At 43.1% G+C, this 15,078-nt stretch carries 14 protein-coding genes and 1 pseudogene; 9 read left to right on the top strand and 6 right to left on the bottom strand.

Annotated features, from left to right (window positions below):
- From VF684_RS04240 to VF684_RS04225, 4 genes and pseudogenes are all read left to right on the top strand, one after another.
- Positions 1–1,044: DUF3289 family protein (locus VF684_RS04240; RefSeq protein WP_440173825.1), on the top strand; the 1,044-nt coding region annotated here is incomplete at its 5' end.
- Between the two features lie 591 nt (positions 1,045–1,635).
- A pseudogene (locus VF684_RS04235) lies at positions 1,636–1,887 on the top strand (DUF4172 domain-containing protein); the annotation flags it as partial.
- Between the two features lie 66 nt (positions 1,888–1,953).
- Positions 1,954–2,793: a Fic family protein gene (locus VF684_RS04230; protein ID WP_223924754.1), complete on the top strand. Its 840-nt coding sequence runs from the start codon at positions 1,954–1,956 to the stop codon at positions 2,791–2,793.
- A gap of 301 nt (positions 2,794–3,094) precedes the next feature.
- Positions 3,095–3,445 (top strand): NIPSNAP family protein, encoded by a 351-nt coding sequence (locus tag VF684_RS04225; protein WP_080741060.1) that lies wholly within the window; start codon positions 3,095–3,097, stop codon positions 3,443–3,445.
- Between the two features lie 105 nt (positions 3,446–3,550).
- On the opposite strand, the gene VF684_RS04220 is transcribed toward VF684_RS04225, so the two are convergent.
- The 5 genes from VF684_RS04220 to VF684_RS04200 all read right to left on the bottom strand — a co-directional run bounded on the left by VF684_RS04220 (position 3,551) and on the right by VF684_RS04200 (position 5,505).
- On the bottom strand, positions 3,551–3,790 hold the full coding sequence (locus VF684_RS04220) for a hypothetical protein (RefSeq protein ID WP_223920585.1): 240 nt from the start codon (positions 3,788–3,790) through the stop codon (positions 3,551–3,553).
- 82 nt (positions 3,791–3,872) lie between these two features.
- Entirely contained in the window at positions 3,873–4,280 is a 408-nt protein-coding gene (locus VF684_RS04215; RefSeq protein WP_005361923.1) for an H-NS family histone-like protein, read from the bottom strand.
- A gap of 353 nt (positions 4,281–4,633) precedes the next feature.
- Entirely contained in the window at positions 4,634–4,933 is a 300-nt protein-coding gene (locus VF684_RS04210; protein ID WP_053288698.1) for a hypothetical protein, read from the bottom strand.
- Positions 4,934–5,045: 112 nt separating this feature from the next.
- Positions 5,046–5,237 (bottom strand): hypothetical protein, encoded by a 192-nt coding sequence (locus VF684_RS04205; protein ID WP_042010605.1) that lies wholly within the window; start codon positions 5,235–5,237, stop codon positions 5,046–5,048.
- 25 nt (positions 5,238–5,262) lie between these two features.
- Positions 5,263–5,505: a hypothetical protein gene (locus tag VF684_RS04200; RefSeq protein WP_152952589.1), complete on the bottom strand. Its 243-nt coding sequence runs from the start codon at positions 5,503–5,505 to the stop codon at positions 5,263–5,265.
- A gap of 189 nt (positions 5,506–5,694) precedes the next feature.
- On the opposite strand from VF684_RS04200, the gene VF684_RS04195 reads away from it, so the two are divergent.
- From VF684_RS04195 to VF684_RS04180, 4 genes are all read left to right on the top strand, one after another.
- Complete coding sequence (locus VF684_RS04195) at positions 5,695–6,159, top strand: antitoxin Xre/MbcA/ParS toxin-binding domain-containing protein (RefSeq protein ID WP_307773842.1); 465 nt, start codon at positions 5,695–5,697, stop codon at positions 6,157–6,159.
- Between the two features lie 1,353 nt (positions 6,160–7,512).
- Positions 7,513–8,694 (top strand): JmjC domain-containing protein, encoded by a 1,182-nt coding sequence (locus VF684_RS04190; protein WP_158657420.1) that lies wholly within the window; start codon positions 7,513–7,515, stop codon positions 8,692–8,694.
- 18 nt (positions 8,695–8,712) lie between these two features.
- Positions 8,713–9,525, top strand: coding sequence for a TylF/MycF/NovP-related O-methyltransferase (locus VF684_RS04185; protein ID WP_053288697.1), 813 nt, complete (start codon positions 8,713–8,715; stop codon positions 9,523–9,525).
- On the top strand, positions 9,513–10,733 hold the full coding sequence (locus VF684_RS04180; protein WP_069785450.1) for an MFS transporter: 1,221 nt from the start codon (positions 9,513–9,515) through the stop codon (positions 10,731–10,733). Before VF684_RS04185 ends, VF684_RS04180 begins: the two co-directional genes overlap by 13 nt.
- 144 nt (positions 10,734–10,877) lie before the next feature.
- Here VF684_RS04180 and VF684_RS04175 read toward each other — a convergent pair whose 3' ends face one another.
- A complete protein-coding gene (locus VF684_RS04175) occupies positions 10,878–11,660 on the bottom strand; it encodes a hypothetical protein (protein ID WP_124812705.1) in 783 nt (260 codons plus the stop codon).
- A 547-nt stretch (positions 11,661–12,207) separates the two neighbouring features.
- On the opposite strand from VF684_RS04175, the gene VF684_RS04170 reads away from it, so the two are divergent.
- On the top strand, positions 12,208–15,069 hold the full coding sequence (locus VF684_RS04170; RefSeq protein ID WP_053288696.1) for a UvrD-helicase domain-containing protein: 2,862 nt from the start codon (positions 12,208–12,210) through the stop codon (positions 15,067–15,069).
- Positions 15,070–15,078: the final 9 nt, after the last annotated feature.

The following is a 15,078-nucleotide window of genomic DNA, read 5'->3' as shown; positions in this document are numbered from 1 at the left end:
CTAGGCCCTGTGGCTGGAAGCCTTGATGACGGTTCAAAGGTCGTATTGGGGATGCAATCTGATGTGTTTGCGTGCTGTACTATCCAGGGAGACCAAATCTCGGTGAGGGGGACGCCTAGGTTTGAGCAGGCCATCAAGTCGGCATATGCCCAGGCCAAGCCGACAATGTGGTTCGGTTCGGCAGAGAAAGAGCGCCCGAAGGCAGAAACCATTCCTCCTGCTCTCAAGCCAAAAACCGATACAACGTCAGCCACAACCTATCGTGTGCCAGTGCTCATCTACAAGTCGAAGCGTGAGCCAGGTAAGAACGTTGATGGCAACCCCGCCGAAGATATGACCTACGGCAAAATGACGGCAGAGCAGATCAAGGCTATCCCCATGTTCGTAGGGAAGATGGGAGATGACGGCTTTATTGGTGATCTCGAAAAGACTGACCCCAAGGTGTTCTTTAGTAGCTTCCGCAACATGGCCACATTGTTTGCGACTGGCGACTTGAAGATGAACATTCTGGCCATGATCGCCAAATTCGAAAAATCTGAGGGGGGTGAATACCGGAACCAAGCATTGACGAGAGCAGCGCGAGCTCACCCGACCACGATCAAGTTCTCAGATACCCTTATCAAGGAAGTGAAGGCAAAGCTGGCCGAACTTGATGGTGATGTGAACAAGCTTGTTCTGAGTGACTTGATGCAGCAATACAGCAAGACCTCCGGCTTTCGGTTACCCATCTTCAACTCTGCGGCGGATAAGGTGCAGGGCCTCACAATTGCGGTGAACGATGTCTGGGCAGGCAAGGCGGAAATCGCGACATATGAAAAATTTGGCGACTTCTACAAAGGGACGATCAAAGTAACGCTATATGACCACTTCGGTCTCGATTATCCTGACATTGGCCCTGACCCCACGACCGGAAGAGTCAAGTTCTACGGCCTGGCGTCCGGTTTCAGAAGCTGGTTTGTTCTTCAACACTACAAGCGCTTTGCCTACAAGCCATTTTTGACCGTCATTGAACTCAGCTATCCATTCCAAGGGGAACTAAAGTGAGCGCAGCAGTGAAGACAGAGAGAACATGGGTATTCGTGTTTTTCATGCTCTATCACCTCTTGAATGCATCGATCCTGTTCATTCAGCCTGTCTATGACTGGTTTAACGATGAATACTCACTGACTGGCCTATATGTACTGCTCATGCCCTATCTCTGGGGTTTGATAACGATACTGGGGGCGATTTTGTTCTTGTCAGATCGCTCTTGGAAATATTTGGCAGGCAATCTACTCGGTGGTTCGATCCTTCTCTTCTGGTGGCTTAGACTGGCATCCCAATATTAGTGAGTAACGTCAGGCATATGAATGAGTAGACCGAATGGCATTTTCTTGGGTGTGGCTTCATGCAGCGTAAGCTGCAAGCTCACAAGATCTGTTCGAAACGGAAATGAGTTCCCGCCTTTTCTATCCACTGGTTGCTGTAGCGCCACACAGCAGCAATACATCCAGTTTTTCATTAGCTCCGGTCTGAGATTTTCAGCCTGTATCTCCATCCTCATTACCAGCTCTGCTGTTCTGCTGCATGTGTTATATTCGGCTCAAACATTGAGCCGAATGATGGGCTGGGTCGGCTCATTATTGAGACCCTAGCATGTTGGATGAGGAAATAATGGAACCATTGTGGATTTGGCAACAAGCAGATTGGCCCCATTTTCGTTGGCAGGATAGCGAGATATTGCCCAGATTACGGCACGTTCAACGCAGGCAGGGAATTCTAATCGGTCGTCATTCCAGGTTGGGGAACTCCGACCAAGCGTTAGATACGTTACTGGCTAACATCATCTCCTCATCCGCTATCGAAGGCGAACGCCTCAATGCCCAATCTGTGCGTTCCTCCCTTGCTCGGCGGTTAGGTGGGCCACAAACTCAGTCATATCCAGTATCAGAGCGCTCAGAGGGGCTCGCGGCCATGATGTTGGATGCCATCGACAATCATGAACAACCACTGAGTATAGAACGCCTTTACCAATGGCATCGTTGGCTGTTCCCCGTCAACGAATGGTCGGTGCAGCCAGTGAATGTAGGACAGTTGCGAGGAGATGAGCCGATGCAGGTTGTCTCTGGGCGTGTTGATCGCCCCATCGTGCATTTTGAGGCACCGCCCAGAGCAACTCTGGACGATCAACTGGCCGATTTCACCCTCTGGTTTAACCAGACTCGGCATGATCCCACGATAGATCCCCTTCTTCGTGCGGCGATTTGCCATCTCTGGTTTCTGACCCTGCACCCCGTTGATGATGGCAATGGGCGGTTAGCGCGGGCACTGACCGATCTCGCGCTGTCACAGGCTGACAGCCACAGCATGCGGCTGTATGCCATGCCAGTTGCTATTCTAGAGCTGCGGGGTGACTACTATCGAGCGCTTGAGTCAGCGCAGAAGGGCTCGTTGGATATTACCTCCTGGATCTGTTGGTTTCTCGACACACTGGATTTCTCCATAGAGCTGGCATTACAAAGTATCGCCCGTAGCCTTGCCACGGCATCTTTCTGGCAGCGGCACTGTCATGACGGCCTGAGCCCAGAGCAAACCAAAGTGATTAACCGCCTACTGGATGGCGGCGAACAGGGTTTTGAAAATGGCATCAGTGCCAGTCAATATCAAAAAGTCGCCGGAGTCAGTAAGCCCACGGCCACACGCCATCTTGCGCAATTGCTGGATAGGGGGTGCATTGAGAAATTACCTGGTGGCGGACGCAGTACACGCTATCAGATCCGCTGGGGAGATATTGGCTTCACGATGGGAGTCTGAAAAGACTCTATCTGTTAAATTGTTTGGACTCTCCCTGCGGGAGTTGTTTTAATTTGGTGGATTAGAGCCTCTATTGACGAACTAATAAAGCACATAAATTAAATTTTGACGCCATGATGAGTGCCGTCAGGCATATGAATGAGCAGATAAGATGGCATTCTCTTGGGTGTGGCCCCATGCAGCGCAAGCTGCGGAAATCCCCGCGATAAATCTAGTTACGGGCATCTCACCTTTTAATGTATTTTTGAGAAACCTCATGTACAGTATCCGTATCTATTTAAGTTGATATGAAGGATCTTTAATGAGAACGGTCGAGTTTCTCCAGTACACTTTACAGCCAAGTACAGGTAATGAATTTCATCAGATCATGCGAAGTGTCAGCGTTCCTTTGCATCAGGCCGCAGGAATTGATGTAGTCACTTATGGTCAGTCGCAACATGATCCAGACAGCTATGTTTTGATTCGAGCCTTTGATAACCCTGAGCATAGGGAAAAATCTCTTGATGCCTTTTACCAAAGCGATATTTGGCGCAATGGCCCAAGAGAGGAAATTATTAACAGCATTGCTGTTAGTGTTATGTCTGTTGTGTCGATGGAGTCAGCGACTATTGATGCTCTTCGTCAGACCAGCTACACCTCTATGTCTGTCTAGGAATAATGACACATTCTGTTAGATAGATTCAGAAGCAATAGCTCGGATTGCTTCGTAAGATGCTGTCTGTATGAAACCATTTAATCCATGTTGGATTATGAAAAATTAAATATTGACGCCATGATGCGTACCATCTGGCATATGGACAAATAAACTCAGCCGACAGTCTTGGCTCTCCACTGACCTTTTGAGCGACAACAAACTATCGAGAACATCGGGAGCAATTTCAGGAACATCACCAGGCCCGAGATTTGAAAGCAGTTTGGTCACACTGAGACGTACCATTTGCTCTTCGGCAAGAGCCTTGGCTCTCTGGACAACCTCGGGTGATTCGGATGAAATCATATCCTCCAATGTCCTCCCCATACGGTGCTCCTACTAAAAACAGAATTAAAGGCCCACGCCGAGCTGGCATGGGCTCTCAGCACTAAATCAAAAATTCTTCCAATGCTCGACCATTAGCCACCGCTTCCGCGATAGCCTTGGGCATGCGACCTTGACCAGTCCAGGTCTTCTCCTGGCCATCCTCGGCGTATTTGTATTTTGCAGGACGAGGAGCGCGTTTCGCTTTAGCTGAACCATCAGCTTTCGCTGGAGCCGTTGCACCAACCAGCTCACTCGGATCGATGCCTGCTGTTTTCAGCATTTCGGTGAACTCAGCCAGCTTTTGCAGGCGTTCAGCGGACTCGGCCTTGATTTTGTTTTCTTGTTGCTCACGCTCAGCAAAAACTTCATCCAATTTCTCTTTAACTTCGACCAATTGCTCGAAAGACAACTCGCGCAATGCGGCACGAAGGCTACGGATATTCAGCAGGATTTTCAGAAATTCGTTCATTGATAGCCTCATGTATCACATTTTTATATCAGGAAAATTATCTCTTAATCCCAGCATCAGCTCCACTATTTTTGGCACCAAGACGATTAGATAAATAGCATTATTCAAAAAGACGTGAGCGAAATCGCGTTTGGATCTGCTTAGTGGCCTGGCTCCAATCTTCTATGAAACTGTGTAGCCAAAAACTTAATCTAGGTGGTAGTGAGCGTTGAGACCACCTCACCAGATGAGCCGATGAACGATCTTGATCGGCTCACGAAATGAGCCGATTGGACAATATCATTGGCTCACAGAATGAGTCGATGATAGGAAATAGTTCTCTCCACACAAACTCGAATATGGGGGCATACTATTCAGATTATCTCCCTATTAGAATAATCACGCCCAAATGTGTCTGGGTTTGCAGCCTCATAGTCATCGTCAAACATATGTTCCCCGCGATGCATCTCCCTCATTGTTGCGAGTATACCGAAAAAACACATTTCACACAGATGCACCTTGTAACGTTCACCATCGTGACGGGAACCATAGCCAAAATCCGCCGATAACGAGCCGTATTGGTTGGTTCCAAAATTCGTTTTTGTACTACGACCACAGACATCACAGAGAATGTCAACGACCTGTTCTGTTGGCACAATTTCTTTTACGAGCATGCTGAGCCCCTTATTTAAGGCTTTATGAAAACTATAATTTTCTGCTTTTGATCTGGGAGTAACCTGGGCTGGCTATTTATCACTGGCATAACCAGCATTGAACTCTCATTTGTTATTTTTGGATGTCTTTGCACTCAAATTTTGGAGGTGTTTTCCAACCTGTAACGCGCCCGCTGCGTTTGTTGACCCTTCGGTATTCATTACCCAACAGGATTTCCCATTCAGAGCCGTTCTCCGATAGAACCTGAAAAGTAGTCCCAAGCTCAATACCTATGCCAGGCTCAGTACAGATCAGCTCAGTCATCGACTCTCCTCGGTGCTAGGACATATCACCATTTTTTTTCCGATTGTTCAAGAACGGAAGCCATCGCGTCTAGTGACCGAGCAAGGGCACGACACTCATCTGCGGACATTAAAGCGGATGTGAATGCGGCAGCATTCTCATTATGAACATCCATTTCACTGACTCTGATGTAGCCACCATACGGGCTGGAATAGACGCTCACCTCTACTGGATGGGGTGGTGTTCCAATTGGTTTATCCAACTTTAAAACACTTGTATAAATAGGCATTTATCCTATCCCTAATCAACTCCTCTAAACTACAGAATATTGCTCGGGGTTAATCATGATGTCCATCAATAAATCAAGACACAAACCTAGTTGGTTGGAAACTAACAGAGTCGCCCCTGCAACATGTGCAAAATTTGTTGAACACTGGGCACGACAGGGTGGGTTGAGATAGGGCATGATAAAGAGCACATGCAGACAGAGGTATGTAACATGACACCCGATGCAGTCCATCACCCGCTTCGTAGAACAACACGCCTTGAATCCTTGGATGTTCCTCGTGAAGCATTGAACGTTCATCTGTGGATTGTGGCTGGAGTTCCTGCGGACATCATTCATCAGCTAGCTGCGCTGGTTGAAACTGATGTGGGTGTGATATGTAAGCTAACTGGTATTAGCCGGAGCACTGTGACTCGCAGGCTCAAAGCAGATACCGCGCTATCAATATCACAAGGAGCCAGGGTGTATGGAGTAGTGCTCGCCCTCGATGCCGCTCTGTCCCTTCAGGAAGACGATGCCCTCAGGGCATTGTCATGGTTACACCGTCCAGCTAGGGGCCTTGGTGGCGTGGCTCCAGCCACGTTGTTGACTACACAGATGGGAGTTCAGGCAGTTATCGATCTTGTGGGACGAATTCAGCATGGGGTTTGCATATAAGCAATAAATCAGGGGGGCTGTGAGGATAAAACCAGCTCAGTTGGTCAAACTTAAACCAAACAGAATGATTTTCAAAATTTTTCACATCCACCCCACTTGAAAAGTTCGGTAAACTGTCCATTTACTAATTATGAGAGCTATAAATAAATTTTTCCGTTTCAACATTCCGCTGCTGCGCAGCGAAGAGAAACCAGTTTTTACTACCCCTACAAATTGTTTTTATTAAATCAATGGAATTTAAAGAGCTCTGATAAATTAAAATTCATTAACTTGGCTTAAGACATCAACGCTTCATCACTTAGTAGTAAGTTATATGTCTATAAACAGAAAACAGCAACATAACCTCAGTTAGGTGTGGTTATATTCGCCCTGTAGGGTGGAAATAAAAAACGTGCTTTTAAAAAATGATTGTTTTACCTATGCAAGCACTTCTCTGCTAGCATTCGCTACACATGAACAGATCGCATACGGCGTTACTGTAACGCCATCCTTACCCCCCCCTGCTACCCGACCCTGGTTGTCACAACCGGAACGATTTTACAAACCCATGGGATCCCAATACACACAGATACGGTCACATTATGTGATGACGGGTCGCTCTAGCGTTTCACTCCTGACCTACTACTCTCAACAGAACATGTCTTTGAGCGTCCTTGACTCTATTCTTGTCTGAGTTGAAGTCGGTCTGATATCACCATGTTCATCATAGGCTACGAGCTACTGCTTTCTGTACCTTTGCTTACCAATGCAGAGGTTACATGTAGAGCAGGAGACTGAGCATAACATAGCTTGTATGTTTGATTTATTTCAAAACAACTATAACCAAGCTCATTTACCAGATTTAAAACCACTGAGTAATCGCAAGACGTGTAAAAGAAGTCTATTAATCTAATTTATAGTGAAACCCACATTTCACATATAGATGTCAATTGATTTTTGTTACCCAGATAAGTAATCACTTAGGGTCAAAAAAATATTTTTGCCTTAATGTTGGTAAAGAATTTGAATTTTCTATATCAAATATGCATTTTCCTCAGTCAATATCACTACTCGACTCAACATCCTACGGATTATCGCTTGTTACAAATAATCAACACTCGTGCATCTTCCTGCTAGAAGGTGTTTACATCTAACTTCTCGGCCATTAAATTGAAATCGCCGTTTGGAGCCTTCGCTCCTGGTATTCATCAACCTTCATTTCATAAGGAAATAAAAAATGACTCTGAATAAAAAGGATATTAAATTCGTTTCTGCGGCTGCACTGAAACATGTTCAGCACGTACTGTTCTGAATATGAACGTATGAAAAAGGATGGTGTGTATACACCATCCTTTTTTAATAGGGGATTATAGAATGTTGCATAAAATTATAGGGTCTATTGACCAAGAAAGTTTTTTTAATAATTACTTCGAAAAAAAGCCACTCTTCCAAAGAGCAGAGAGCAGTCTCATCAATATGTTCACCCTGGCTGACTTTGATCGCTATTTGATTGCTGGAGAGGGCATGCTACATAACTTAGTTAGAATAACTAAGGATGGGGTGGCAATAACGATACCGACCTATCATGGTCAAGCAACAACACAACGAGAATTCGTACTTGAAGCGTTCAAATCTGGTGCGACACTTAAGCTAGAAGATCTTGATAATCGTCACAGTGACATCGCTAAGATCTGCAAAAGCCTTGAGGACATTTTTGGTGGATATGTTTTCGCAAAACCATTCCTTACTGGCGCAAACTTCCCAGGCCTTGATACGCATTTTGATACCACAGAAGTTTTTGTTGTCCAACTAGAAGGGCGTAAAGTTTGGCATGTTTGGGACAAGGTAATCGATAATCCAACTCTTCCACTTCAACAGAACTTTAAAGATGTCGATCTTGGAGCTCCATCAATTGAGGTTATTCTAGAACCTGGAGATATATTATATATTCCAGCAGGAGCGCCACATTCTGCACGATGCTTAGATAGCCACTCATTACATATGGCTATTGGTTTGCAACCAATAAAAATTTTTGAAGTACTGGAAGGATACCTACGGCTAATGTCTGAGCACATAGTTGAACTCAGACAGAATATTTATCCATTCACTGAACGAGATCTTCTTGATAAAAATACAAAACTACTTTTAGATCGATTAAAGAAAGTACCTTTTGATGTAATTAAAGCTGACTTTGATATCGCATATAGCGCAACCAAACATGAGACCTGCGATAGACGCCTGGAAACTCTTGCTGCATCACATGCGATTACTGAGTCAACAAAGCTACGGCTAAGGCAAGGTGTTGATATACAAGCTAGAACTGGTGACGGTTCTATATCAATATATTTTAGTTCGACAATCAGCCCAGGAAAACCGCTTGTTTCAAGGCCTTCGAATGTAACTCTTCCTGATTATTGTCAGGGTGAAATAGATTATATTTGCTCAAGTGGATTAGTTTGCTTTACTCCAAGTCAGCTCTCTGGCGACCTAAACCTAGAGTCGAAAGTTCTGCTCTGTCAAGAGTTGGCTAATGTTGGCATTCTCATTTTAGAGTAACATTAAAGGGGCGTTTTCGTGTATCTTGATTTATTAAGTAAAGTGCTAACAAACAAAATCTATGAGCCTGATAGTCCAAAAGCAACACCTGATGAAGTGGACGAAATAAAGAAGACTCTAGACTTATTAATGAACGATGGTATCAATCTTAATATCAGCGCAGAAGACTTGACTCAAATCCTTCAGTACACCAAGAGATCTAGAAATATTCATACATACGTTAGCATTGACGCATTGAATAATATACGAGATGCCATAACAATCACAAATGAAAAAAAGATTGTTGGCGATGTATTAGATTGTGGGGTTTTGAGAGGGGGGACTTCAATCTACATGGCTGGAGTTCTGAAAAGCCTAAACTCATCTCGTAAGGTTTATGTAGCAGATTCCTTTTCAGGTCTACCGGTTCCCAGTACCCAGGATGGGATTTTTGCAAATCATTTCTGGTATCGATTTTCTAAGGCACTCCCGATATATAACCTGGACTGCTTAGCAAGCATTGATGATGTAAAGGAAAATTTTAATCGTTATGGATTACTCGATGATAACATAATTTTCATGCCAGGCTGGTTTGAAGATACACTACCATCATTATCAGCTGCTAATGTTAAGTTTAGTGTTGTAAGAATTGACGCGGATTGGTATAGCTCAACAAAAGACGTTCTAGATAACGTATATCACCTAATATCCGATGGTGGATTCATCATCATTGATGATTATAATCTACCAGGATGTAAGCTAGCGGTTGATGAATTTAGAGAAAAAAATGGAATTTCAAAACCACTTCAAATTGCAGATGAAGTTGCAGGAGTATTCTTTTGGATAAAATAACTCATTCATTTTCAAACCGTCTCAAGCTACTTTTACTGGGTGATGGGTTGGTCGTGTTCGGGGGATGGATTGACTATATAGCCATACTGACAATATGTGTGTATCGATTTCAAGTTGATAGCATGGAGATAGCAATTATCGGCGCAAGTATGCTATTGCCAGGTATCATATTTACCGGATTTATTAGTAATTTGGTTAATGGCTGTAAAGTTCTTTATTGGTTGCGTACGAGTCTCGTGCTAAGGGCGTTGCTGACTGTTGCACTATTAACTGCAAGCAACCTATATATCTTTGTGGCAATAGCTGTAATTAGATCTCTATTTAATAGCATAGCCACACCAGCTATATCAGTTATCAGTGCTCGTTGTGTACCAGCGGAAAACAGAACTCGCTACTATTCCTTGCTAAATATGATGAATAGTGCAGCAAAGATAACTGGCCCTGCACTTGGTGGAGCAATCGCGTCATTCGGGAGTGACGAATATGCATTGTTGATTTCAGGTGGATTAACGCTTGCTGGCTGCATTGTGTTCTGGACAATAAAGACTACAACAGTTAAAGATGGACTGGACAATTCACCAAGCTCAAAGCCATCAACATTGAGTAATGAAAGTTGGAATTCATATGCCATAGTAATGGCAATATTTTTTATCGCCGTTTTCATGGTCAACAATCAACTCCCAATTTTACTTAGAGATAACGGGTTAGATAAAAGTGCCCTTGGTGTATTAGTATCTTCATCTGCTATAGGAAACTTTCTGTATGGGTTGTGGAGTGCTCGTAATGCTACGTCTTCTTCTCTTAAAGGACTAATTGAGGAGATCTTATTCCCTGCCTTTATTACTATGTGTATGTTTATTTTGATCGCCCCCATATTATATGAACCTTTTACATTGCAATTGGCATCATTGGCTATAGTATTTTTTGTTGTAGGGCTTTTCAGTTCTAGATTTGCGATCTCATCAAATGTATACCTGGCTGAAAATTTTCAAGCAAGCCTTGGGATTGCAGCTGGACGGCTGCAAGCAATCCAGAACAGCGCGATGCTTATAGCGCCATTCATAGGAGCATTTGTACTTAGCCATTCATCTGGAGCTTTTTTGTTTGTACTGGCAGGTGTTACTGGTATCACAGGGTTATTTGCTGTGTATATGATGACTGCAAGAAAAGGCGTTAAACAGACGTTGGATGCAAAGAGCCAAGAGTAGGCGCTAAGAGGTGATATGAGCTGCTAGGAAGCGATCTTCTGTGGGCTTATAAAAACATCATTACTAACCTAGTAGCATAAAAGACACCGGTTTGAAGCCGGTGTCAAGTGATAACTATATCTGTACACTCTATTACATGAAGCCTTATTTCCTCAAGTCAGAGAGCGGCTTGTTAACTACATCCTCAAACTGCTTCAGTGTCTTTTGATACTCCCTTATTTCACGCGGAATAAGTACATCAACAGTTTTAAGAATTTGCTCAACATGATCAGGCAACTTAGGCATTGCAGCATCTTTAATCAGCCGCTCAACATTCGCGGGCAACTTAGTCATTGCAGCATCTTTAATCAGCTGCTCAACATTAGCAGGCAGCTTAGGCATTGCAGCGTCTTTAATCAGCCGCTCAACATTAGCAGGCAGCTTAGGCATTGCAGCGTCTTTAATCAGCCGCTCAACATTAGCAGGCAGCTTAGGCATTGCCGCGTCTTTAATCAGCCGCTCAACATTAGCAGGCAGCTTAGGCATTGCAGCGTCTTTAATCAGCCGATCAACATTAGCAGGCAGCTTAGGCATTGCCGCGTCTTTAATCAGCTGCTCAACATTAGCGGGCAACTTAGGCATTGCAGCATCTTTAATCAGCTGCTCAACATGATCAGGCTGCTTAGGTATTGCTGCACCAATCTTTTCAAACAGTTTTTCCAATTTCTCAGGTAGTTTAGGTGATATTACCGCAGAAGGCTGAAGCTTATTATTAAGCTGCTGCATGGCATTGTGCCACCCACCAGAAATCCCATTAAGTTCAGCCATGATGTCTAACGCTTGGGCTAGCTTTATTCCCTTTTCCTTGGCGAGCTTTTTGGCTTTTTTACGGCAGAATTCAACGGTATTACCAGAAGGGAATTTGATGTGATCGTTTTGGTGTTTCATGATACGCCTGTCCTTCATCAATTTAGATGCGCTAGCCGACATACGCCCTATAGAAGAATAGGGTTAATTGAATTTTCTTTCACTCTGCTGGTCACACACCTTCGCCTAGGTCGGCTAACTGGGTGCAGAAGTACCCATGACACTATCATGCCATGAATAAAGAGGACTCATCAAGATCTTTTCTATTGGCTTTATCAGTTAACTATCTGGAATCGCAGTATCTTCAACGATGATGCTGGCGCGTGGATACGCGCTGCTTTCCCGCTTGTTGCCAACGTGGCCGCATGGAGTGCTACATTGTTGCCAGTCCCATGGGGCTTGTACGCAATGTCACATGCTCTTGAGGTCAAACAACACCAGGTGTGCAGCCAGTTGACATCACAATCCCAAACATGCAGCTCGGTGTGATCGCCCTCTCATCTAGTTTTCTCTACTCATAGGTTTGTGACCAAACCACTCATGTAATCTGTTACGATATCACTCATTTGGCACCACAACTTGTGGGCAAGTAAATAAGTCGCATGACGCATTAATTAGAGAGTTGTTAATGAATGATTACATAGCCAAGCTATCATTTAATTTCATTGGGAAAATCCTTGGCTCAGATACTATTGTTGTGCAGGGAGATAATTTAGTAACCTCAAAAAAAGATACTATTTTAGAAAATGATTCTGCACCCGATTTCAGGAGTTTTGCAACTTTTGAAAGAAAATTTCTAGGCGGGATACTTACCTATAAAATTGGATGTAAGACTAAAAAACAAAAATTTATTAGATGTACTGATTCAGATAGCTTCGTTGAGTCGCTAAATAATTTAATAGCAAAGCATATTACAACAACAATAGAGCAGAAAGTTACCGAGTTTTATAGTCTTGCTTTTGACGAGTACCCAAGAGATTCTTGGGTGAACAATCTTGCTCAAATATGTACTTCATTAAGCCACGACTATCAGGCCCAGTGCGAACAATGGGAAAGATATTTAAATCCTGAACTAATAGAGAAGGTAAAAAATCTAATATCATATCATCCTCTTAATATTGACTACATACGCGAGCAGCATGAAGAGTATCAACTTATAAAAAGAAAAGAGTTCTTTGATGTCGTAGAATCAAATCCATTAACTAATGAACAGCGTTTGGGCGTATTACGTTCCAATGATAGGAATATGGTGCTTGCAGCAGCTGGTACTGGAAAAACATCTGTCATGGTTGCTAAAACCCTCGATCTGATAGACCGAGGATTAGCAAAGCCATCGGAGATCTTGGTTCTTGCATATAACAATGCCGCTGCAAACGAACTACGTGAACGCCTCGAAGATAAAGCTAAGAAATCTAATATTGAGCTAGAATCGACTCCAGAGATTGCTACTTTCCATGCGTTAGGCAGGATGATCCTACGTAATTCAAACGTTGATACCAACATATCTATTTTTACTGAGGATGACGTAAAACTAAAACTATGGGTCACCTCATGGCTTGAAGAATATTTATCATCGGATATCGATAGAATTTATGACTTTATAAACTTGTTCCCAGAACCCGTTAACCCTTTTGATTTTAAGTCAAAGTCAGAATATGAAGCGTATATCAGGGACAACGAATTCAGAACCCTCAACAGTGATCTCGTTAAGGGTTACCAGGAACTCCTTATAGCAAATTTCCTTTATGAAAATGGTGTTGAGTATAAGTATGAGTCTCCATATGTGACCAAACGGCGCATCGATATTGGTTTTGACTATCGCCCAGACTTTAAAATCATAGAACCTGAACTTTACATTGAACATTTTGGTGTAGACCGTAATGGAAGAACTAGGCCGGATATAGATCGTGTTTCTTATAATCAGTCCATTAATAATAAAAGAATGCTACATAATGAATGTGAAACTGTTTTAATTGAGACATTCCATTATGAATGGATAGAGGGTGTCTTACTGGAAAACCTCAAGAAAAAGCTGTTAGATAATAGTGTCATTCTTAACCCATTATCTCCTGATGAGCTGTTCAACAAGCTGCGTGATATGGGTCATATCACAGGCTGGGGTGAACTTTTGACAAAAGCCCTCCAATCCATTCGAGTTGAACGCCTCACGAAAGAATCCATACAGAGTAGGTTCGATGCTACTGGAGTGCATCATTCCAAGAAGCTCTCAGAAATCTTGGATTTGCTTCATCATGCATATATAAGTGAGCTCAGAGAACAAAATGCAATTGACTTTGATGACATGATAATCAGAGCGATTCAGGAGGTGAATGCTGGCAAATATATTCCTGAATGGCGATACATACTGGTTGATGAGTTCCAGGATATATCAACAGCTCGAATGGAGTTCATTCAGACCATCATTAAAAATGGGGCACAGCCATCACTAACTGTCGTTGGTGATGATTGGCAGTCAATTTATAGATTTAATGGTGGAAAGTTAGAGCTAACAACTCGCTTTGGTGAAATCGTTGGTAGCTACACGCTCACTAAACTACAAAAGACCTTCCGCTATAACAATAGCATTGCTGATACTGCTGGTCAGTTCATTATGGAAAATCCTGAACAGTATAAAAAGTATATAGAAACGCATACTGTGGTTGAAGATTCACAGATTTATCTGCTTGATGACAAATCCCCAGAAAAAGGAGGTTTGAATAAAAGAGTCGCTGAGGTTGTTCAAAAGATTAGAGAGAATGATACGACTGGAAGCATCGCCGTTATTGCTCGTTATAACTATCTTTTAAATGAGGCTAAGAGTGCATTAAAACAGACTAATAGTTTGCGCAATGTTAACTTCTGGAGTTTCCATAAATCTAAGGGGTTAGAGGCAGACTATGTAATTTTAATCGGCTTCTTTCAAGGAAAGATGGGATTTCCTAATGAAAACAAAGACAACCTTATAGTTGAATCCCTGCTGCCATCTCTAGACCCATATCCTCATTCTGAGGAAAGGCGTCTCCTGTATGTAGGCATTACCCGAGCAAGGAAGAAAGTCTATATTATTGCCAATCCTACAGCACCATCTGATTTTGTGACGGAGTTACTCTCACCAAAATACAAGATAAATGTTGTTTCAAAAGCATTCAGTGAGGAATCAAAAAAAAAGTTCAAGTGCCCATACTGTACAGATGGCTATCTAAGGTTGGTCAAGGGGCCGTATAGTGATTTCTATGCTTGTAGCACCGGTTTTGGCTGTCCTGTAGGAAAGGCTAGAGTGTGTGAAAAATGCTACTCACCCTCAATTGACACAAGGAATGAGAGTGTTTGCAATAATTCTCTTTGTGGTTGCAAAATTAAAATATGCCCTGAGTGCGGACGACCAATGAAGATCCGTAATGGTCAGTATGGTGACTTTTGGGGATGTACTGGTTATGGGATTAAGGATGACCAGTGCAAGGTTACCATCAAGGTCAAGGCAGGCTTATGATAACTAATT

Origin of the sequence: Aeromonas sp. Lyrl_2, assembly GCF_051948815.1 — a bacterium.
GTDB classification, from domain to species: Bacteria; Pseudomonadota; Gammaproteobacteria; order Enterobacterales; family Aeromonadaceae; genus Aeromonas; species Aeromonas veronii.
The sequence above is the reverse complement of the archived record's forward strand: the minus strand, read 5'-3'. Positions and strand labels throughout refer to the sequence as shown.